The sequence below is a fragment of the Paenibacillus rhizovicinus genome (genome assembly GCF_010365285.1).
Classification (GTDB): Bacteria; Bacillota; Bacilli; order Paenibacillales; family Paenibacillaceae; genus Paenibacillus_Z; species Paenibacillus_Z rhizovicinus.
On record NZ_CP048286.1, the window covers coordinates 3918358 to 3937564 of the forward strand.

Here is a 19207-nt window from a genome sequence, read left to right on the forward strand (position 1 = left end):
GAGCGTGATTCCATGCTGCTCGGCATTCATGTCCTGGCTTGCAACGAAGAAGACGTCCTTGGCCGCTGTCTCGGGAGCGTACAGGGACTCGCGGATGAGATTGTCGTTACGGACACCGGCTCCATGGACGGGACGATCGACATTGCCAACGCGTTCGGGGCAAGAGTTGTCCGGGCGGCATGGGAGGATGATTTTGCGGCGGCGCGCAATGCAGGGCTGGATGCGGCGCGTACGGTGTGGGTGCTCGTGTTGGATGCGGACGAATGGCTGGACGCCGGAGTGGACCGGGCAAGCCTTCGCCGCCTCTTGCGCGAGGCGCAGAGCGACAGCTTGTCACTCGTCATTGAAAACCGCTATGGTCATGGAGCAAGCGATCTGTTGTCGCATGATGCGGTGCGGCTGTTCCGGGCAGATTGCGGCTTTCGCTATACCGGCGTCATTCATGAGCAGCTTGTCCGGCCAGGGATTCAGCCGTACGCGGTTGACGGGCCGCCGAGCGGGCTTCGTCTCCGGCATGACGGCTATTTGCCGGAAAAGATGGCACGCAAGGCGAAGGCTGCGCGCAATCTCCGCTTAATCGGCAAGGCGCTGCGCCTCGAACCGGATCATCCGTTCCATTTGTACAATCAAGGTGTTGCGTTCTGTCAATTGAACAAGCCAAAGGATGCCGCGGCGGCATTTGCTTTGGCTTGTTTGTTTGCGCCGGCAGACGCGCCATATCGGGAGATGCTCATTCGGGACCGGGCCAAAACGCTGCTGGCGCTGGGCGATGCCGACGGCGCGTCTGCCTTGCTGCATCGGGAGGTTGACCGATACGCCGATTATCCGGACGTCCAGCTAGCGTACGGCGACAGTCTCATGGCCCAGCGGCGCGCGGCGGATGCGCGCAGCGCTTATGAAGCGGCACTGCGCGCGGGCGATGCCTCGCGCGGCGCCGTGCGGGAAGCGGGCGCGGGAACCTATCGCGCCCGCTGCGGGCTTGCGGCTGCGGAGGCCGCGCTTGGCCGCGGCGAGCACGCGCTGCGCTTGTACGCGGCGGCGGCCAAGGAAGCGCCGCGTTACGGGCCTGCCCTGGCCGGCTGGGCGGAGCAGCTGCAGGCCGCGGGCGAGGGCGACGAAGCCATCCACGAAGCGCTGGCTTCGAGCCTGGGCAAGAGCGAGGCGGCCTCCGGGGATGGGGAGGCCGCGAGGGGGGCTGCGGCGCCGGGGGATTCGGCGCTGCTTGCCCGGGTGCTTGGCGGCATAGGGGCGCATGCCGCCGCGCTGGTTTTGTGGCGCGAGGCCGGGCCGCTCGCGCCGGATGATGCCCGCGCCTATGCGGCGAGCCTCGCGGGCGCGGGGCATGCGGGCGCAGCCCGGGCGCTGCTGCTGGCGGCGCTTGGGCGGCGCGGGCGCAGCGCTTTTGGGGCGGCGAGCGGGCTGGCTGCGGCGGCTCGGAGTGAAACGACTGGGCCGGAATTCGGCGAAATTGCCGAAAGAGCTGCACCCCGTACACTACATGGGCCGGAATCCGGCGAAATCGCCGAAAGAGCTGCACCCCGTGCACTACATGTGCCGGAATCCGGCGAAACCGCCGAAAGACCTGCACCCCGTACACTACATGTGCCGGAATCCGACGAAAGCTCCGAAAGAGCTGCACCCCGTACACTACATGTGCCGGAATCCGGCGAAATCGCCGAAAGAGCTGCACCCCGTGCATCACACGACCCGGATTCCGGCAAAACCGCCGAAAGAGCAGCACCCCGTGCATCACACGGCCCGACCACACAAGCCTCGAGCGCCGCATATGCCTCGAGCGCGGCACTCGAGGTGAACGCATTGTCAGACACGAAGAAGCTCAACGCGTCGCCAGAAGAATCAGCGTCGGCGCCGACGTTGGATCCTGCGCAGGCAGCCGGCTTGTGCCTGGATGCCGCGTTGTATAGCTGGGAAGCGGGCGTGCCGCTGGGCGGCGAACTGCGCGAAGCAATATCCGCCGCGTCCGAGGAACTGTCGGTACTGTTCGCTGCCGTCGAGCGATACGCCGCGCCTTACTTAGCGGTTCGGCCGATCCGTACCTCGGGCGTGGACTCGTCGCTTCCGGGCTGGGTCTCCTTTGTCGGCATGCTGGTCGAGCGCGCGCTGGAGCTTGGGCTGCTGGCGCTTGCAGTCAGGCTGCGGCAGGCTGCTCCAGCGTTAGAGGAACAATTCGCGTTGTCGCTCTACCGCCATGGTTATGCTCAAGCGGCAGCGGCGAGGCTGCTGCAGGCGATGGAGCAACGGCCGCTTCTTGCGGAGGAAAGCTTTGCGTTCGGCGAGCTGCTGCTCTTAAAAGGACTGTACAGCGAGGCGCTGGCCATGTTCGAGGCCGCAATCGACAGCGAGGACGAGGCGATGCAGGCGCGCGCCCGGTTAGGCGCAGCCTTTTGCTCGCTGACGCTGGCCCGGGAGGCGCTGCTGCCTTGGGTGGAGCACGCATCGGCGGCATACGGCGGCGGCTGGCCGCTTGCGGATATCGAGCAGCTGCAGCTGGCGATGCTGCAAACGGAAGCGATGGGCTGGCGGACGCCATGGACCGCCGCGCAAAGGAGGCGCATGAACGTTGGCGAAGCAGCCGAAGCTGATTACGCTCTGCATGATCGTTAAGAACGAAGAACGCGACCTGCCGCGCTGCCTCCAAAGCGTCAAAGGCATCGTGGACCAGATCGTCATCGTCGATACGGGTTCGACGGACGGTACAGTGGATATGGCACGAAAATCCGGCGCGTCGGTCGTGCGCAGCGCGTGGACGGGGGATTTTGCCGGGGCGCGCAACATCGGGCTGGCGCACGCGGAGGGGGAGTGGATCCTCTTCCTCGATGCCGACGAAGAGCTCGATGCCGGAACGCGGGAGCAGCTGCGGGAGCTGGCGCTTCACCGGGAGATCACGGGTTTCTTCCTGAACGTGTGGAACTATTCCGGGGACGGCGGCGACGGGGCGACGATCAATCCCGTGCTGCGAATGTTCCGCAACGACCGGAGATATCGGTTCGAAGGCAGAATTCACGAGCAGATCGCGGTGCCCATTATGCGGCATACGCCGCAGGCGCGTTTTCATCTCAGTGACGTGATCATCCATCATTACGGCTACCGGCGCGAGGTCGTGGCGGCTAAGGATAAAGTGCGGCGCAACCGCACGCTGCTTGAACAGGCGATTCAGGAGGAGCCGGACAATCGGTTCAACTGGTATAACCTGGGTGTCGAGTATTTTCGCGCGGGCGAGGTGGAGGAAGCGCTGCGGGCATTTCGGAGGGCCCGGGACGGCATCGATTACGCTTCGCTCAGCTATGCGCATCTCATAGTGAAGCATGAAACGAGCTGCTTGCAGGTGCTGCGCAGATGGGAGGAAGCGCTGCAGGCCGCGGAGGAAGGGCTGGGGTGGTACGGGGAATATCCGGATTTGTGGCATGCCAAAGGCGTGAGCCTCGCCGCGCTGGGCAGGAAAAGGCAGGCCGCCGAAGCATTTGCCGCCGCGATGGCAATCGGAAAAGCGCCCGCCCTCTATCACACGGAAGACGGCATGGGCACCTACCAGTCGGCTTATTGGCTTGGCATGATGCATGAGGCGGAGCTGGATCCCGAGACGGCAGCGCATTGGTACGCCGAATCCGTGCGTTTCAAGGGCAGCCTGCTTGCGCCGCTTTATCGGCTCTGCCGGATGATGAAAGTCACCGCGGCGCCGGAGCGGCTGGCCGAATTCGCTTGGTCGCGGTTTGCGCTGGAGTCGCCTCAGGCCGTCGAGAAGCTCGCCGCCATCATGCTGGACTGCGGCTGTCACGAAGCGTTGATGATGTGGCTGGAGAAATGGATGGAGCGAGCGGGAGGCGGGGAGCGAGCGATTTTGCAGCTTTGGCTGGACCTTGCGGGCGCAGGCGCGCGCTTGGCCGCGGGACTGCCGGGGGACAGGGAAGCCGGAGGCGACGCGTCCGCAGTTGCGAAAATAGAAGGCCAGCAAGCACAAGACGTGAACCTTTCGTCCGGCACAGAGAGGGGCATGCAGCCTTCTGAGGAAGCAGCCGCCGAGCTTGCGGAAGGGCTGCAGCCGGCAGGAGTGTCGCCGGAATCCGGCCGCGAAGCCGTAGCGGCTGCTCCGGCACCGGGAACGGCGAAATTCCGTATGGCTGCCCTGAACCAAGCGCGGTCGTGGCTGGACGCCGGGGAGGATTCGCTTTATCCGCCTGCAGCTTGGGAGTGGCTGCCGTCGCTGCTTGCGGGCGGCGGGGATGGCTCGGCGCTTGCGGCGCAGCGCATTCGAAGCGTCGTCGGAGCGCTGCTGGACGGACGGCCTGCCGGGGATGCGGCGGTAAATACGGCGGCGCGCGACGGCGTGCGGGCCGGCGTAAAGGCGCTTGTTGCGCTGGCCGACCGGCAATTGGCGGCCGTACAGCAGATGGCCGGGCATGCGCAGGCGGTGCAAAGCTTGCGATTGACGCTGCCGTCTTCCGGCAGGGGGTGAGGGCAGGCGATGGGGACCGAACCGGAAGAGACGAACGGTTTTGGCGGCAATGACCATGAAAACAGCAATGAAAACAGCAATGACAGCAGCGGCGATGGCGGCGGATCCGAAGGAGGACCGCTTCCGGTGTCGCTGTGCATGATCGTGCGGAACGAAAGCCGTTTTCTGGCGGATTGCCTGCGCAGCGCGGTTCCTTTTGTCATGGAGATCATCGTCGTCGATACGGGGTCGACCGATGATACGGCGGTGATCGCGGAGGCTTTCGGGGCGAGGGTTATTCATGCGGCGTGGAAGGACGATTTTGCCGAGGCGCGGAACGGCTCGCTCGCGGCAGCCGCGCAGCCCTGGATTCTCGTGCTGGATGCCGACGAACGGCTGGCGGTCGGAGATGCCGACGCGTGGCGGGCGCTGCTCGGCGATGCCTCAAAATGGGGCTATTTCGTCAAGGTGAACAGCCGCGTCGGAAGCGGGGCGAACGGGGATACGGTGACGGATGCCGTGTGCCGGTTGTTCCGACGAGATACGCGGATTCGGTTTCGCGGCCTCGTGCATGAAGAGACGGCGACCGCCGTTTGCGAAGCATTTGGAGATGCGGCAATCGGCTATGCGGAGGGCTTGGAAATTCGGCATGAGGGGTATCGCGACGAGGTCATCGCGGAGCGGGACAAGTTCGCGCGCAACCGGCGGCTGCTGGAACGGGCGCTGGCCGTTTCCCCGGAAGATCCGGCACTGCGGTATGCGGCGGGGGCGGAGCTGTTCGCATCCGGCGAATACAGCTCTGCGCTCAGCTGGCTCGAGCCGCTCGCGCAGTTGGAACGGGATCCCGGCTACGGCTCGGATCTGGCGCTGAAAATCATCCACGCCTGCCGCGCGGTCGGGCGCTTGCCGGATGCGGAGCGCTATGCGGCTATGGCGGCGCGGCGTTATGCGGATTTTGCGGACGTGCACGAAGCGCGGTGCGAGGTGCTGCTCGCGCTTGACGCGCCATTGCCCGCGCTGTGGAGCGCGGAGGCGGCGATGTCGGCGGGTCCGGCGCCGGCCTGTTATTCCACGGCGGCCGGCGCGGGAACGTATCGCGCGCTCGGTCTGGCCGGAGCGGCCCTGGAACGGCTGTATCGTTATCGCGAAGCCGCGGAGACGTACGGCGCGGCCATTGCGCAGCGGTTTGATCATGCGCCAAGCTGGCAGCGGCTGCTGCTGCTGGGGCAGCTGGATGCATCGCTGCGGCCGTTGTGGCTGGAGGCTGCAAGAAGCTCTGCCGCTGCAAGTGCCCCGCCATTCCCTTGGCTCGAAGGCCAGCTGCTGGAATGGCTGTGCGATTTGCGGCAGCCGGACGAGGCTGCCGCGGTGTGGGCGCTCGCAGTCGGCGGCGCGGGCGGCCGTTCGCCGGGTGCGCTGGCGGAAGGATTGTGGCTTGTCCAACGCGGTGAAGCGCAGCGCGGACGACAGGTTTGGGATGCCGCATGCGAGGCTGGCGACGCTGATGCGGCAAGGCTTGCGGTGTATGGTTTTGCCTTGGCGCTGGGCGAAGGAGATGCGGAGCGCGCGCATTTCATGCAGGAGCGGCGAGTGGGCAGCGAGTACGCGGCCGCTGCCCGGGCAGCGCTGGCGGCATGCGAGGGAGCCGCGCAAGCGATGCCGCCGGACGCGGCCGGCAGCGCCATCGCCCTGGCGCTGCTTCGCCTCGGGGCCGTGCCCGCATGGCTGCGTCTCCATGCGGCCGCGGCCCCGGCGGCACCGGCGTCGGCGCGGGCGGCCCTCCGCGCCGTGCCGCCGCTGCTGCTCGCGGCGCTGCTCCGCACCGCGCCGCCTGCGCAGCTCGCGGCGCTGCGCGCCGCGCTTGCCGCGGGCGGGGCCGGCCTGCCCCGGCCGCGGCTGCGCCGCACCGCCTGGCGGCCGGCTGGGCCGCGGCCGCCGGCGGCGAATGGCGGGCAGCGGCGGAGGACCTCGCCGCCGCCCGAGCGGAGGGCGCGCGCCCATGGCAGCGGCGCGCCGCCTCCGCAGGGCTCGCCGCCGCAGGCGCGGCTCTGGCGCGCGCCGCGGGCACCCCGTGCGCGGGCGGAAACCTGCCCGCGCTGTACAGCGAAGAGGCCCTGCCGCTCATCCTCGGCACGGCCGTCTTCCCGCCTGTATAAGCCGCGGAGCAGCCAGGCGCTATTTTCTTGGCGGTCCGAGCCGTGAAGCGGCAGCATGCAGCCCGTCAGGTAAGCCATTCACGCCTGCCATGGACTGCAGCAGGCCCGCCATCAGCTCCCGTTCCGCGCGAACTGCTCCTCCAGCAGCTCCCCCCAGCGCTGCTTCCACCGTTTGAGATCGAAAGCAGCCGCCGTCCTCGCGGCATCCGCGCCGTACTTTTCCCGAAGGCCGGCGTCTGCCAGCAGCTCTTTGACGGCGGCGTGGAGCGCATTCACGGTCGGCGCGGCGAGCCGGCCGTTATAACCGTCCGTGATGAGGTCGTTTAAGCCGCCGACATTCGTGGCGACGACCGCTTTTCCGCAGCTCATGGCTTCCAGGCAGGAGAGGGAGGTGCCCTCCGAATAGACGGTGGGGATGATGACGACATCGGCTGCCCGGTAAGCCTCGCGTATCGTTTCGAACGAATACGTGTTGTGCAGGATCCGCTTGCGGGCCTGCTCCGTTTGCGTGTCGAGCCACAGCTGAAAAGCGACGGCCACCGGCGTTCGTTCGACCAGCTCACCCGCGAATTCCACCGTCAGCGCAGGGAACTCCGCCAGCAGCCGGTCCGTCAGAAGCATCATCGGCACAATGCCGCGCTCATAGCTGAGACGTCTAGGAAACAACAGCCGCAAAGCGCCGTGTTCCGCAACATCGGCTTCAGCACTTATACCCGCACCCGCACCCGCACCCGCACCCGCACCCGCACCCGCACCCGCACCCGCACCCGCACCCGCACCCGCACCCGCACCCGCACCCGCACCCGCACCTACATCTGCATCCACGCCTGCATTTAATGCGCCTTCTACCTCGGACCCCCTCGCGCTATTCCCTGCACCAAGTCCCGTTTCCGCGTACTCCGCTGCAAACCAATCCGTGTCCACCGCGTTCGGCAGCAGCACGAGCTTCGCCGGATCGTCGAACGTACAGACCGAGCGGCAGTACGTCTGGAAATGCGAATCCACCGACACCAGCCGGTCGAGTCCGTCCACGGCGAGTTGAATCATGTATGCGACGCCGCTTTTCACCTTGTCGCCAAAATCCGGCCAATCCCAGTTGATTCCATGGCAAATCCCGATGCTGCCGGGCTTGTAGGCGATCGGGTGCCAGATGCAGCTTGCATAGATGATCAGCCCCTCCGCGTCCGCGGCCATCCGATCAAAAGCGCCAGCGATGTCGTTCAGCTCATAAGGATAACCGCGTACGATCGTGCCTTCGTAGACGGTATCGAAGCTCTTGTAATAGGAGAGCTGGCGGATGACGGGCTGCCAGCCTTTGTCCCGAATGACCGCGCAGAGATCATGCATGTAGCGTTCCAGTCCCCCGCCGAACGGTCGCGTGAAGCCTTCTCCCTCCGTGTAGCCGTTCAAATAGCTGTGCGTCAAAATCGTCACCGTTCTCAAGGTTTGCCTGCCTCCTCGTCCTCTTGCCAGCGAACGAGCGCGGGGCTGGGGTCCAAAATCGATTCGTATTGGGCCAGACTGCCCCATTTCCCGTCCGGATCGATCGTTTTGTACCGCTCGTATTTGGCTCGCCGTTCCGTTTCGCCGCCAGCCCAGCCGTAATGCTTCACCCGCAGCTCGGACTGGAAGCCGGGCAAGGCAGAACAGGTAAGCGGCAAGCGGGGTACATGATGATTCCAATCCGGGTAGACATACGAGTAGAGGGGGAGGTAGCGGACAAGCATCATCGTGTGGCGCTTATGCAGCTGCCATAGTTCGTCTTCCCGATAGTAAGCGAGCGAGCCCCAGAAGTCGTACATGCGAAAAGAAACCCAGTCGTAGCGGTCTTGGTTAATCAACGCGCGGATTTGCGTCTTCGCTTTCCGTTCGAAAAATTCGTCCGCGTCGATCGACAGCAGCCAGTCGGGCTCCGTTTGGACGGCCGTCTGCCAGAGCAGCTGACGGAGCCGGCCTTCTTGGCCGAACAGCGGCGTCGGCAGCTGAACGAGCCGGACGACTTTCGGGAAGGAGCGGCAAATGTCCGCCGTCGCATCCTCGCTGGCATCGTCCACGATGACGATTTCATCGACGAAGCCGGATAATTCGGCAAGCGCGGCCTCCAAATAGCGGCCTGCTTCATTGCGCACCTGCAGCATCGCGGTCAGCTTGTTGCCGGCGGACTTGCGCAGCAGCGGCGCTTCGCTCACGTCAATTCCCCCTCTTCCAGTTTTTTGGCTTTCGCGCGGGCAGATGCGATGCCGGCGATCGCATGCAGCGGCTCCAAGCCGGTCATGGCTGCTTGCAGCAGCGCGCATACGGCATCATGCAGCCTGCCTTCAAGCGCAAAAGCGCGCCCCTCCAGCAAATTCCGCCGCAGCCGCTCCTTCACGTTACGCGGCGAAGGGAGCAGGGCGAGCACGGCTCCCGGCCGGCCGCTCCGTTCCTGTACGTCCAGCAGGAGGGAACGGGCACGCTCCCGGAGCGCGCCTGCCGTATCAAGCACGGGACTTGTCGCGGAGGGCTCTGCGTCCTGAGGCGCGGAATACCGCTCCAGCACGCGGTTCAATAGCGCCGCGGCTTGCCGGAAATCATCATTCGCGCGGTACAACAACGCTGCCGCCAGCTGCGATTCGCCGGCAGCCTGCAGGACGGCCATCTCCTTGCAGGCTGCGCGTTCTTCCTCGGTCACCGCGGCGATTCCATACGTTGCGATCGCGTCGTCCGCGCGTCCCTGGAGCAGACGAATCGCGGAGAGAAACCGATAATAGGTCGCCACCGGGGCCTCTTCGGCGCCTAGGATGGCGAGGTGAAAGGCGTCCAATGCCCATCGTTCGGCATTCTCGCCTTCTCCCAACAGATAGTAGTAGACCGCTTGAAAGAAAAACTGCATCGCGGAAGGACGCAGCGCTTTCAACTGCTCCTCCCTGAAATCCACGCGCCGCCGAAGCTGGAGCGCTGCCAGCGCATCCACCTGCTTGCCCGCGGCGGCATCGGCGGCTGCTGCGTCGGCGAGCAAATCGGAGGCCGTGTCCAGGCCGTCCTGGAGAAAAACCCGGCCCCGCCTGAACCACTGCTCGAAGTAAAAGGGCTCCGAGGATGTCACGACGGCCGTCGCTAACGCGCATAATTCATCGCGGCAGTCCAAATAATCCCGCTCGCCGTTCTCGAGCTCGGCCGGAAGGAGCACAAGCAGCGCAGCCGGCTTCCGTCCGGCGATTTCATACACCCAGCTTGGATGCGTCACGATGGCCACCGCCCGTTCCCACGGGAGGCCGTTCAGCGCTTCGAGCGTAATCGTGCCGTACTGCCGCGGCGCGCCGGCCATGGCTTCCGCGCTCGCGACGAAGAGGACGGACCGGCCCCGCCCAAGCCTTTCGATCAAGCTTCCGTAAGGAAACGTCTCCCACGCGCAGTGGGGGAATACAACGACCGTGTCCATCAGTCACGCCTCACTCCCGCCGTTCCGCGCCGGCCGCAGAAGGGCGGCATGCGCAGGGCTGTATCTTCACCAGTTTATGGTAAAAGGCAGGGCAACATGCCTAAACAAGCGGCTGTCTCGCGCCGAGCCGGCCCCGGACCTCGTCCCATCCGGCTTAACCTCCCCGAGCCAATCGACCCAACAAAAAAAGGCCCCCGATAAATGGCAATGAAATTGCCAATTACGGGGACCTCCTGTATGCATAACGATTAGTTCGCTTTGCCGGCTTCGATCTCGATCGTGAACTTCACTTCGTCGCCGATCAGAACGCCGCCTGTTTCGAGGACGGCATTGTACGTCAGGCCGAAGTCGCTGCGGCGGAAGGAGCCTTTGCCGCTGAAGCCGACTTTCTCGTTGCCCCATGGGTCTTTGCCCGTGCCTTCGTAGCTGACATGGAACGTTTCGGAACGCGTCAGGCCGTGAAGGTTCAAGTTGCCGACGACATCGTACTCGCCGTCGCCCGTTTTGCTGATGGACGTCGATTGGAACGTCAGCGTCGGGTATTTCTCGATATCGAAGAAATCGCCCGTGCGGAGGTGGTTGTCGCGGTCGGCGTTGCGTGTATCGATGCTGGCGAGCACGATGTTGAATTGGATGTTGGCCGTCGTCAGATCGGTAGGATCCGCTTCGATTTCAGCGCTGAATTCATGGAACGTGCCTTTGACTTTCGCAATCATCATGTGTTTGATCGTAAAATCTACGCTGCTGTGCGTGGCATCGACGAGCCATTTGGACGTGGACATGTTGGAAAACCTCCGTTTATTTAGTTACATTAAGTAATAAACTTTATTATATAAAGTAAGTATATATGGAGATATTTCCCTCTGTCAATCTTTGTTTTCTTGCGATTTTGTAAGCCTGGATTCTGTAAGTCTCGTTGACAGCGGTTGCCTTTCGGGGGTATAGTCTAACCATGAAATCCACTAGGGGCGCCCGCACGGGCTGAGATAAGGCGAATGCCTTGGTCCCTTCGAACCTGATCTGGGTCATGCCAGCGTAGGAAAGTGGGAATGTACGTGCGACCCGAGCTTGCACGGCATCGTCGACGGCGTTTACCCGCCCGGCATGCCGCAAACTCCGCCCGCCGCCGAGACACCCGAGAGGGTGCCGCGCAGCCGCGGGCAGCCGACCGCGACATTTCACCGCTCCCTCGCCGGAGCGGTTTTTTTGATTTCTAGGACTTTTTTCTATGAATCTTAGCGGATCGCGCTTCGGCTGGGCGGCGGTTGGAATCTAGCGTTCGTCTCATTTCGTGCGGCCCCGGAGTTTCTGCGGCATGCATGGGGCAGCTGTTCGATTATTCGTAAGCGGCGGGCGGCTCGGCGCTCGCCTGTAAAGTTGAACGGAACGAGGGAGCGTTGAATCATGGGGAAAAACTGGCGGGACTTCAAGCTGTATGCCATAACGGCAGCGAATTACCACCCTGAGCGAGATATGCTCGAGGTGATGGAGCAGGCGATTCTCGGAGGCGCGGATATCGTGCAGCTGCGGAAGAAGGATGCTTCGAAAGAAGAGCTTTTGGCGGATGCGAGGGCTCTTCGCGCGTTGACGGCCCGTTACGGGGTGCCGCTCATTATTAACGACCATATCGATATTGCGCTTGCCGTAGGCGCGGACGGCGCGCATTTTGGCCAAGACGATCTTCCGCTTGCGGAAGCGAGGCGGATTCTCGGGCCGGACGCGATCATCGGCATCTCTACGCACAGCTTGGAGCAGGCGCTTGCGGCTGAACGGGGAGGCGCGGATTACATCGGCGTCGGTCCCGTTTACCCGACGGGCACGAAGCCTGGGAGAACCGCGGTCACGACCTCGTATGTGCGTGAAGCTGCGGCGCAGGTATCGATACCGTGGGTCGCCATCGGCGGCATTACGCTGGGCAACGTGGATGAGGTGCTTGCGGCGGGAGCGACGCGCATTTGCGCGGTATCCGCCATCGTTGGCAGCGAAGATCCCGCGAAAACATGCCGTGCATTCCGTGTGCGATTGGATGCCTTCGCGGCTGCGGCTAAGGGAGCGGATGGCGAGAGCGGACGCGGACGGGCGCAGGCGGAAACGGCTGTAGTTGGCGGGCTCGGGAGCGAGGACTTGTCGGCTGGACATGAAGGAGACAGCGCCGACGGTCGGTCGGGGACGTTCGCCGTCACTGTCAACGGACGCCGCGAGGAAACATCCGCCCGGACCGTGAGCGAATTGATTGAAGCGCTCGGCCTGGTCGGCAAGAGCCTGGTCGTCGAGCTGAACGGCGAGATTATCGCCCGCGAGTCGTGGGCGGCTGCAGGGCTTGCGGACGGCGCCGTGCTGGAGTTGGTCCATTTTGTCGGAGGAGGCTAATAACGTGACATTGTTCGATGAGTCAATCTATAGCAGCGGGGATGAGTTGGTAATCGGCGGGAAAAAGCTGCGCTCCCGGTTCTTTCTAGGCACGGGCCGGTTTCCGAGTCCGTCGGTATTCAGGCAGGCGCTGGCGGCATCGGCGGCGGAAGTCGTGACGTTCGCGGTGCGGCGCATTAATTTGGACTATACCGAGGACGATGCGATTTTGCAGCATTTGGACGGAGACAGCTATATGTTCTTGCCGAACACTTCGGGTGCCGGCAATGCCGACGAAGCGGTGCGGATTGCGAAGCTTGCCAGGGCGGCGGGGCTGAGCGATTGGATTAAGGTGGAGATCAGCGCCAATCCGCGGACGCTGCTGCCGGATCCGATCGAGACGCTTCGTGCGACCGAGCGGCTGGTGAAGGAAGGATTCGTCGTGCTTCCGTACACGTCGGATGATCCGATCCTATGCAAAAGGCTGGAGGAAGCCGGCGCGGCTGCCGTTATGCCCGGCGGCGCGCCGATCGGCACGGGGCTTGGTCTGCTGAACCCGTACAACTTGGGGCTGATCGTCGAAGAAGCCCGCGTGCCGATCATCGTGGACGCGGGCATCGGCTCCGCCGCGGATATCGTGCAGGCGATGGAGCTTGGCGCTTCCGGCATACTGGCGAATACGCCTGTGGCCAAGGCGCAGGATCCCGTTGGCATGGCTTACGCCATGCGGCTTGCTGTCGAGGCGGGCCGGTTGTCGTATTTGTCCGGCCGTATCGCGAAACGCCGTTATGCCTCGGCCAGCAGCATGGAGGAAGGCGTCTCGACGCCGCACGCGGGCGTAGCCGAATCATCGGCGGCGGGCTTGGCGCGGGCGAAGAGCGAAACGCCATGAGCCGGCATATCGTTGTCCTGGGCGGCGGCATTGTGGGCCTGTCCTGCGCGTTCGAGGCCGCGCTCGCCGGCGATGCGGTTACCGTCGTCGAGCCGGGGAGAGTCGGCGGCCAGGCTTCGGGCGCCGCGGCCGGCATGCTTGCTCCGTTCACGGAGAACGGCGAACAGCCGGATGCTTTTTTTCGGTTGTGTCTGGACAGCTTGCATCGCTACCCGTCCTGGGTGCAAGCCGTCGAAGAGGTGTCCGGCCTGTCTGCGGAGCTTGTTGCGAGCGGCAGCTTGACGGTGGCGATGCACGAGGCGGATGTGCAGCCTTTGCAGGCGCGGCTTGCTTGGCAGCAGCGCTTCGGCGCGTCCGCGGAGCTGGTCGGTCCGGAGCGGCTGCGGGAGTTGGAGCCCCGGCTGCATTCGGGCGTCGCCGCGGCGCTGCATTGCCCTGCGGAGTCGCATGTGCATGCGCCGAAGCTCGTGGCTGCGCTGGAGGCGGCATGCCGGAAGCTTGGGGTGCGCATTCTCGAGCACGCGGGAGAAATCGTGCCGCTGGCCGGTGTTGGCGTTGGTGAGGGCAGCGGTACGGTGGAAGCTGCCGTGGAGACGAGCGCGCATGGCCGGGTTAGCGGCGATGCGCTTGTCATTTGCGCCGGCGCGTGGGCGAACGCCTATGCGGAGCTGTGCGGGTTTCCGATTCCGGTCCATCCGATCCGAGGGCAGATCTGCGCGTTTGATCTGACGGGGGCGGAGGTTGGCGGTGCCGCTCCCGGCGAGGCGGAGAACGTGCGCCATATGGTGTTCTCCAGCCAAGCCTATTGGGTGCAAAAGCAGGATGGCCGGCTGATCTGCGGCGCCTCCGAAGATTCGGCCGGTTATGACAATTCCGTCACGGAGCGCGGCATCGACCGGCTTACGCGCTGGACGCCGCGCGTGTTTCCGTTTCTGGACGGACGGGCGCCCGTCATGCGCTGGGCGGGGCTTCGGCCGGCGACGCGCGACGGCTGGCCGCTGATCGGCGCGGTTCCGGGCAGTCCCAACGTGCTGCTTGCCGCGGGCCATTACCGCAACGGCATCCTGCTAAGCCCGGCGACCGCCGCGATGGTCGGCTGCCTGCTGCGCGGCGAGGCGCCGCCGGTAGCCGGAGCGGAGGCAAGCTTCGCGCCGGACCGTTTCGCCAGAAGGCCCGGCGTTCCCGCGCTGCGGTAAAGCGGGACCGGTCATATTGCCGGGCCGGGTGGAAATCCGGCAGAACCGCCGCAAGAGTTGTACCCAGCACAGTACATGTGTCGAAATCCGGCGGAACCGCCGCAAGAAGTGTACCCCGTACACTACATGGGCCGAAATTCGGCCGGAACCGCCGCAAGAAGTGTACCCCGTACACTACATGGGCCGAAATTCGGCCGGAACCGCCGCAAGAGTTGCACCCAGTACACTACATGTGTCGAAATCCGGCGAAACCGCCGCAAGAAGTGTACCCAGTACACTACAATAGTTATAACAAAAGCCCTCTTCCGATCAAGCTGAGCTTGATGGAAGAGGGCTTTCATATGCTGTTTATATCGAGCACCCGCCGACTATGCGTTGCCTGCGGCTAGCGCCTCCGCCGGCTAGGCGTAACTCCCGCGGGGGCCACGCCCGCCGGCCAGGCCGCCCGCCCCGCAGGCTCTAACCAACGTCCAGCGTTCGCTTCTGGCTAAACTGGCTCTCGTACAGGTCGGCATAGAAGCCGCCTGCCGCGAGCAGTTCCTCGTGCGTGCCCTGTTCGATGACCGTGCCGTGGTTCATGACGAGGATGAGGTCCGCGTCGCGAATCGTGGACAGCCGGTGCGCGATGACGAAGCTCGTGCGGCCTTCCATCAGCTCGCTCATGGCGCGCTGGATGTGGATCTCGGTCCGCGTATCGACGCTGCTCGTCGCTTCGTCGAGAATGAGGATCGCCGGATCCGCCAGGATGGCGCGGGCGATCGTCAGCAATTGCTTCTGCCCTTGCGAGATGTTGGACGCTTCTTCGTTCAGCACCGTATCGTAGCCTTCAGGCAGCGTCCGGATGAAATGATCCGCGTACGCCGCGCGGGCAGCCGCGAAGACTTCCTCTTCCGTCGCTCCGTTTCGCCCGTAGGCGATGTTGTCGCGGATCGTCCCGTTGAACAGCCACGTATCCTGCAGCACCATGCCGAACAGGCTGCGCAGATCGCCGCGCTTCAAGTCCGTGATGGCCGCGCCGTCGATCGTAATGCTGCCGCCGTTCAGCTCGTAGAACCGCATGAGCAGGTTGATCAGCGTCGTTTTGCCGGCGCCGGTCGGTCCGACGATGGCGATCATCTGACCGGAGCGGACATGGATGTCCATATCCTCGATCAGCGGCGTATCTTCCTTGTAACGGAAATTCACATGGTTGAAGCTGACGTCGCCGCGCACCTTCATGCCGCTGCTGCTTGCCGTGAGCGCGACCGGATTTGCCGCTTCCGGCACTTCCTCTTCCTCGTCCAGCAGCTCGAAGATCCGTTCCGCCGACGCGATCGTCGATTGAATAATGTTGGCGATCTGCGCCGTTTGCGTAATCGGCATCGCGAATTGGCGCGAGTAGGAGATGAACGCCTGCACATCGCCGATGTTGATTCTGCCGTGCAGGACGAGGATGCCTCCTGCCACGCTGACGAGCACGTAGCCGATGTTGCCGATGAAGCCCATGATCGGCATGATCATCCCGGAGACGAACTGCGCGCGCCAGCCGGATTCGTACAATTGTTCGTTCACGTCGTTGAATTTGGCAACGGATTTCTTCTCGTGTCCGAACGCTTTCACGATGTTATGCCCCGTGTACATTTCCTCGACGTGGCCGTTCAGCTCGCCGAGCGCCTTCTGCTGGCCTTTAAAATACAGCTGCGAACGCTTCGCGATCATCTTGATCGCAATGAAGCTGAGCGGCAGCGTCACGATCGTGATAAGCGTCATAATCCAGCTGATCGTCAGCATCATGACGATAACGCCGATGAGCGTGACGAACGCCGTAATGAACTGCGTTAAGCTTTGCTGCAGCGTCCCGCTGATATTGTCCACGTCGTTGACGGCGCGGCTCAGAATTTCCCCGTGCGTACGGGAATCGAAGAACTTGAGCGGCAGCTTCTCGAGCTTCTCGTTCACGTCCTTGCGCAGGCCGTAGACGGTTTTCTGCGCGACGCTCGCCATCACGTATTGCTGGATGAAGCTGAACGCGGCGCTGATGATGTAGAGCACGCCGAGCACGGCGAGAATTTGCCAAATGTAATGAAAATCGATCTTCGCGTCGGCCTGGCCGTTGATGCGGGCCATGATGCCTTCGAACAGCTTCGTCGTTGCTTTGCCCATGATTTTCGGGCCGACGATGGAGAATAACGTACTGAGTACGGCCGTTAACAGCACGATGAGCAGGGCAAATCGATGCGGTCGCAGGTAGCCGATTAAGCGGCGAAGCGTACCTTTGAAATTCTTCGCTTTCTGCACGGGCATGCCCATGCCGCCGGGGCCGCCGCGGCCGGGACCGAAGCCGAAACCGCCTGGTGGCGGGCCTCCCGGACGCTGCCCTGGCGGGCCGCCAGTTCCGCTTGGTCCGCCGCCAGCGGGACCTTTCTGTTGCTCGCTCATGCGATTTCCTCCTCTGACAGCTGTGACGTCACGATTTCGTGGTAGACGCTAGACGATTGCAGCAGCTCGCGGTGCGTGCCGATGGCGGATACTTTGCCGTCATCGAGGACGATGATCCGATCGGCATCCATGACGGTGCTGACCCGCTGCGCCACGATGAGGACGGTTGCCTCGGTCGTTTCGCGGCGCAGCGCGGCGCGGAGCTTGGCGTCGGTCTTGAAGTCGAGCGCCGAGAAGCTGTCGTCGAACAGATAGATCGACGGCTTGCGGACGAGCGCGCGCGCGATCGACAAGCGCTGTTTCTGACCGCCGGAGACGTTCGTGCCGCCTTGCGCGATCGGGGAATCGAAGCCGTCATTCATCTCGGAGACGAAATCAAACGCCTGCGCCACGACGGCGGCATGGCGGATTTCCTCGTCCGTCGCATCGGATTTGCCGAAACGGATGTTCTCCGCGATCGTGCCCGTGAAGAGCATGGCTTTCTGCGGCACGAGGCCGATGCCCGCGCGCAGATTCTCCTGCGTGATCTCGCGCACGTCCACGCCGCCGATCTTGATGCTGCCGTCCGTAACGTCGTAGAAGCGCGGGATCAGGTTGATCAGCGTCGATTTGCCGGAGCCCGTGCCGCCGATGATGGCCGTCACTTCGCCGGGACCGGCCGTGAACGAAATGTTGGAGAGCGCGGGCATTTCGGCGCCCGGATAATGGAACGAAACGTTGTCGAACGTAAGCTCTCCGCGTCCCGAAGCCCGCTTCGCGCTGCCGTCCGCCGGATCGTTGATGTCCGGGACCATGTTCAGCACCTCGTTGATCCGCGCCGCGGACGCCGATGCCCGCGGAATCATGACGAACATCATGGAGGCGAAGATCAGCGCGAACATGATTTGCCATGCGTATTGAATGAAGGCCATCAGGTCGCCGACCGCCATGTTGCCGCTGTCGATGCGCAGGCCGCCGAACCAGATGATGAACAAGCTGGCGAAGTTCAAGACGAGCATCATGATCGGCATCAAGGAAGCCATGATGCGGTTGACTTTGATGGCCGTGTTCGTCAGGTCCAGGTTGGCGTCGTTGAAGCGCGCCTGTTCATGCTTCGTGCGATTGAAGGAACGGATAACGCGGATACCCGTCAGGTTCTCGCGCAGAACGAGGTTCAGCTTATCGATCTTGACCTGCATCACTTTGAAGAGCGGAACGCCGCGGCTGACGATGGTCAAGATGACGATTGCGAGAATCGGTACGATCGCGATAATGATCAGCGAGAGGTGGGCGTCCTTGTAGAGCGCCATAATAATCCCGCCGAAGCACATCATCGGCGCCGCGACCATGACCCGCATCATCATCATCAGCACTTGCTGGACTTGCGTGATGTCGTTGGTCGTCCGCGTGATGAGCGAAGCGGTGCCGATTTTATCGAATTCGTGCAAGGAGTATTTCTCGACGTGCGCAAATACGCGGCTGCGCAGGTCGCGGCCGAAACCGCCGGCCGACTTGGCCGACAGGAAGCTTGCTCCGATGGAACAGATTCCGCCGACAAGCGCGAACAGCAGCATGAAGGAGCCGATTTTCCAAATGTACGGATAGTCGCCTTTGACGACGCCATTGTCGACGATATCGGATAGCAGCGTCGGCAGATAGAGGTCCGACAACGATTGGAGGAACACGAACAACAGGACGAAAAAGACGAGCACGCGATAGGGTTTCAACATGCGCAACAGTTTCAACATAAAGACTTATTCACCTTCTTTGGGAGTAGTGGGGGAATTCCATCCGGGTCTGCACCAAGTGCCGCTTCGGGGATCCGGTTCGCCGTCCATGCTTTGGAAGAACGTAGTGACCTCGTCCAGCAGCTCGACGAGCAGATGCGCCCGTTCCGAGCCGAGATGGGAGGCGAGCGCCTTCATGCGCGCCTGCATCGCCTCCTGCGCAAGTCCGGTGAGACGCGCGCCTTCTTCCGTCAGCGTAATGCGGACGGCCCGGCGGTCGCTCGGATCCGCGCTTCGCTGGAGCAGTCCCTTGGCGACGAGCAGGTTGACGCTCTGCGTGATCGTCGGAGAAGCGACGTTCAGCATGCTGCCGAGCTCCGAGGCTTTGACCCCGGCGGGGTTGTCGGTGGTTGCCCGGCGAATGCAGAACAGCGTCATCGTTTCGCTCGGCGTGCAGTTCTCGATGGGATTGCGGCTGTTCCAAGGCAGCTGGCGCAGCTGGCGCAAGGAACGAATCAGCTCGTGCGCGGCCGGCGGAGGGTGTACGTGGTCATAGTCGTCTTGCATGGAAGGCGATGCTCCTTTTATTTTAGTTTGTTTAGCTAACCTAAGTATA

At 63.4% G+C, this 19207-nt stretch carries 13 protein-coding genes and 1 riboswitch; of the genes, 6 read left to right on the plus strand and 7 right to left on the minus strand.

All coding sequences use genetic code 11. The annotated features are described in order from the left end of the window. Positions 1-12: 12 nt before the first annotated feature. The 3 genes from GZH47_RS17650 to GZH47_RS17660 are packed head-to-tail and all read left to right on the plus strand — an operon-like array spanning position 13 to position 6655. Positions 13-2625, plus strand: coding sequence for a glycosyltransferase (locus GZH47_RS17650; protein WP_162642175.1), 2613 nt, complete (start codon positions 13-15; stop codon positions 2623-2625). Further along, positions 2582-4474 (plus strand): tetratricopeptide repeat-containing glycosyltransferase family 2 protein, encoded by a 1893-nt coding sequence (locus GZH47_RS17655; protein ID WP_162642177.1) that lies wholly within the window; start codon positions 2582-2584, stop codon positions 4472-4474. The genes GZH47_RS17650 and GZH47_RS17655 overlap by 44 nt, the downstream gene beginning before the upstream one ends. A 9-nt stretch (positions 4475-4483) precedes the next feature. Beyond that, positions 4484-6655, plus strand: a complete 2172-nt coding sequence (locus GZH47_RS17660) for a glycosyltransferase family 2 protein (RefSeq protein ID WP_162642179.1) — start codon at positions 4484-4486, stop codon at positions 6653-6655. A 65-nt stretch (positions 6656-6720) separates the two neighbouring features. On the opposite strand, the gene GZH47_RS17665 is transcribed toward GZH47_RS17660, so the two are convergent. The 4 genes from GZH47_RS17665 to GZH47_RS17680 all read right to left on the minus strand — a co-directional run bounded on the left by GZH47_RS17665 (position 6721) and on the right by GZH47_RS17680 (position 10812). Further along, positions 6721-8043, minus strand: a complete 1323-nt coding sequence (locus tag GZH47_RS17665) for a glycosyltransferase family 4 protein (RefSeq protein WP_225446550.1) — start codon at positions 8041-8043, stop codon at positions 6721-6723. Between the two features lie 5 nt (positions 8044-8048). Beyond that, entirely contained in the window at positions 8049-8798 is a 750-nt protein-coding gene (locus GZH47_RS17670) for a glycosyltransferase (protein WP_225446113.1), read from the minus strand. Continuing rightward, the gene (locus tag GZH47_RS17675; RefSeq protein WP_162642196.1) at positions 8795-10030 is read right to left on the minus strand and encodes a hypothetical protein; all 1236 of its coding nucleotides are present in this window, start codon (positions 10028-10030) and stop codon (positions 8795-8797) included. The genes GZH47_RS17670 and GZH47_RS17675 overlap by 4 nt, the downstream gene beginning before the upstream one ends. Before the next feature lie 248 nt (positions 10031-10278). Beyond that, positions 10279-10812, minus strand: coding sequence for a YceI family protein (locus GZH47_RS17680; RefSeq protein WP_162642199.1), 534 nt, complete (start codon positions 10810-10812; stop codon positions 10279-10281). Between the two features lie 172 nt (positions 10813-10984). Next, positions 10985-11089, plus strand: a riboswitch (TPP riboswitch). 345 nt (positions 11090-11434) lie between these two features. On the opposite strand from GZH47_RS17680, the gene thiE reads away from it, so the two are divergent. Genes thiE through thiO form a run of 3 tightly spaced genes read left to right on the plus strand, consistent with a single transcriptional unit; the run spans position 11435 to position 14467 of the window. Beyond that, the gene (thiE, locus tag GZH47_RS34520) at positions 11435-12400 is read left to right on the plus strand and encodes a thiamine phosphate synthase (RefSeq protein WP_162642208.1); all 966 of its coding nucleotides are present in this window, start codon (positions 11435-11437) and stop codon (positions 12398-12400) included. Positions 12401-12404: 4 nt separating this feature from the next. Continuing rightward, positions 12405-13271, plus strand: a complete 867-nt coding sequence (locus tag GZH47_RS17690; RefSeq protein ID WP_318653373.1) for a thiazole synthase — start codon at positions 12405-12407, stop codon at positions 13269-13271. Then, positions 13268-14467 carry a glycine oxidase ThiO gene (gene thiO, locus GZH47_RS17695; RefSeq protein WP_162642211.1) on the plus strand — a complete coding sequence of 400 codons (1200 nt, stop codon included), beginning with the start codon at positions 13268-13270 and terminating at the stop codon, positions 14465-14467. The genes GZH47_RS17690 and thiO overlap by 4 nt, the downstream gene beginning before the upstream one ends. A gap of 459 nt (positions 14468-14926) precedes the next feature. Here thiO and GZH47_RS17700 read toward each other — a convergent pair whose 3' ends face one another. Genes GZH47_RS17700 through GZH47_RS17710 form a run of 3 tightly spaced genes read right to left on the minus strand, consistent with a single transcriptional unit; the run spans position 14927 to position 19158 of the window. Beyond that, positions 14927-16885 (minus strand): ABC transporter ATP-binding protein, encoded by a 1959-nt coding sequence (locus tag GZH47_RS17700; protein ID WP_162642214.1) that lies wholly within the window; start codon positions 16883-16885, stop codon positions 14927-14929. Continuing rightward, positions 16882-18612, minus strand: a complete 1731-nt coding sequence (locus GZH47_RS17705; RefSeq protein ID WP_162642216.1) for an ABC transporter ATP-binding protein — start codon at positions 18610-18612, stop codon at positions 16882-16884. Before GZH47_RS17705 ends, GZH47_RS17700 begins: the two co-directional genes overlap by 4 nt. Before the next feature lie 6 nt (positions 18613-18618). After that, entirely contained in the window at positions 18619-19158 is a 540-nt protein-coding gene (locus tag GZH47_RS17710) for a MarR family winged helix-turn-helix transcriptional regulator (RefSeq protein WP_162642218.1), read from the minus strand. Positions 19159-19207 lie beyond the last annotated feature (49 nt).

Bases quoted from the DNA above. Each gene is read 5' to 3' on its own strand.
- GZH47_RS17650 (WP_162642175.1), top strand. From the start codon at position 13: ATGCTGCTCGGCATTCATGTCCTGGCTTGCAACGAAGAAGACGTCCTT.
- GZH47_RS17660 (WP_162642179.1), top strand. From the start codon at position 4,484: ATGGGGACCGAACCGGAAGAGACGAACGGTTTTGGCGGCAATGACCAT.
- GZH47_RS17675 (WP_162642196.1), bottom strand. From the start codon at position 10,030: ATGGACACGGTCGTTGTATTCCCCCACTGCGCGTGGGAGACGTTTCCT.
- GZH47_RS17680 (WP_162642199.1), bottom strand. From the start codon at position 10,812: ATGTCCACGTCCAAATGGCTCGTCGATGCCACGCACAGCAGCGTAGAT.
- thiE (WP_162642208.1), top strand. From the start codon at position 11,435: ATGGGGAAAAACTGGCGGGACTTCAAGCTGTATGCCATAACGGCAGCG.
- thiO (WP_162642211.1), top strand. From the start codon at position 13,268: ATGAGCCGGCATATCGTTGTCCTGGGCGGCGGCATTGTGGGCCTGTCC.
- GZH47_RS17700 (WP_162642214.1), bottom strand. From the start codon at position 16,885: ATGAGCGAGCAACAGAAAGGTCCCGCTGGCGGCGGACCAAGCGGAACT.
- GZH47_RS17705 (WP_162642216.1), bottom strand. From the start codon at position 18,612: ATGTTGAAACTGTTGCGCATGTTGAAACCCTATCGCGTGCTCGTCTTT.
- GZH47_RS17710 (WP_162642218.1), bottom strand. From the start codon at position 19,158: ATGCAAGACGACTATGACCACGTACACCCTCCGCCGGCCGCGCACGAG.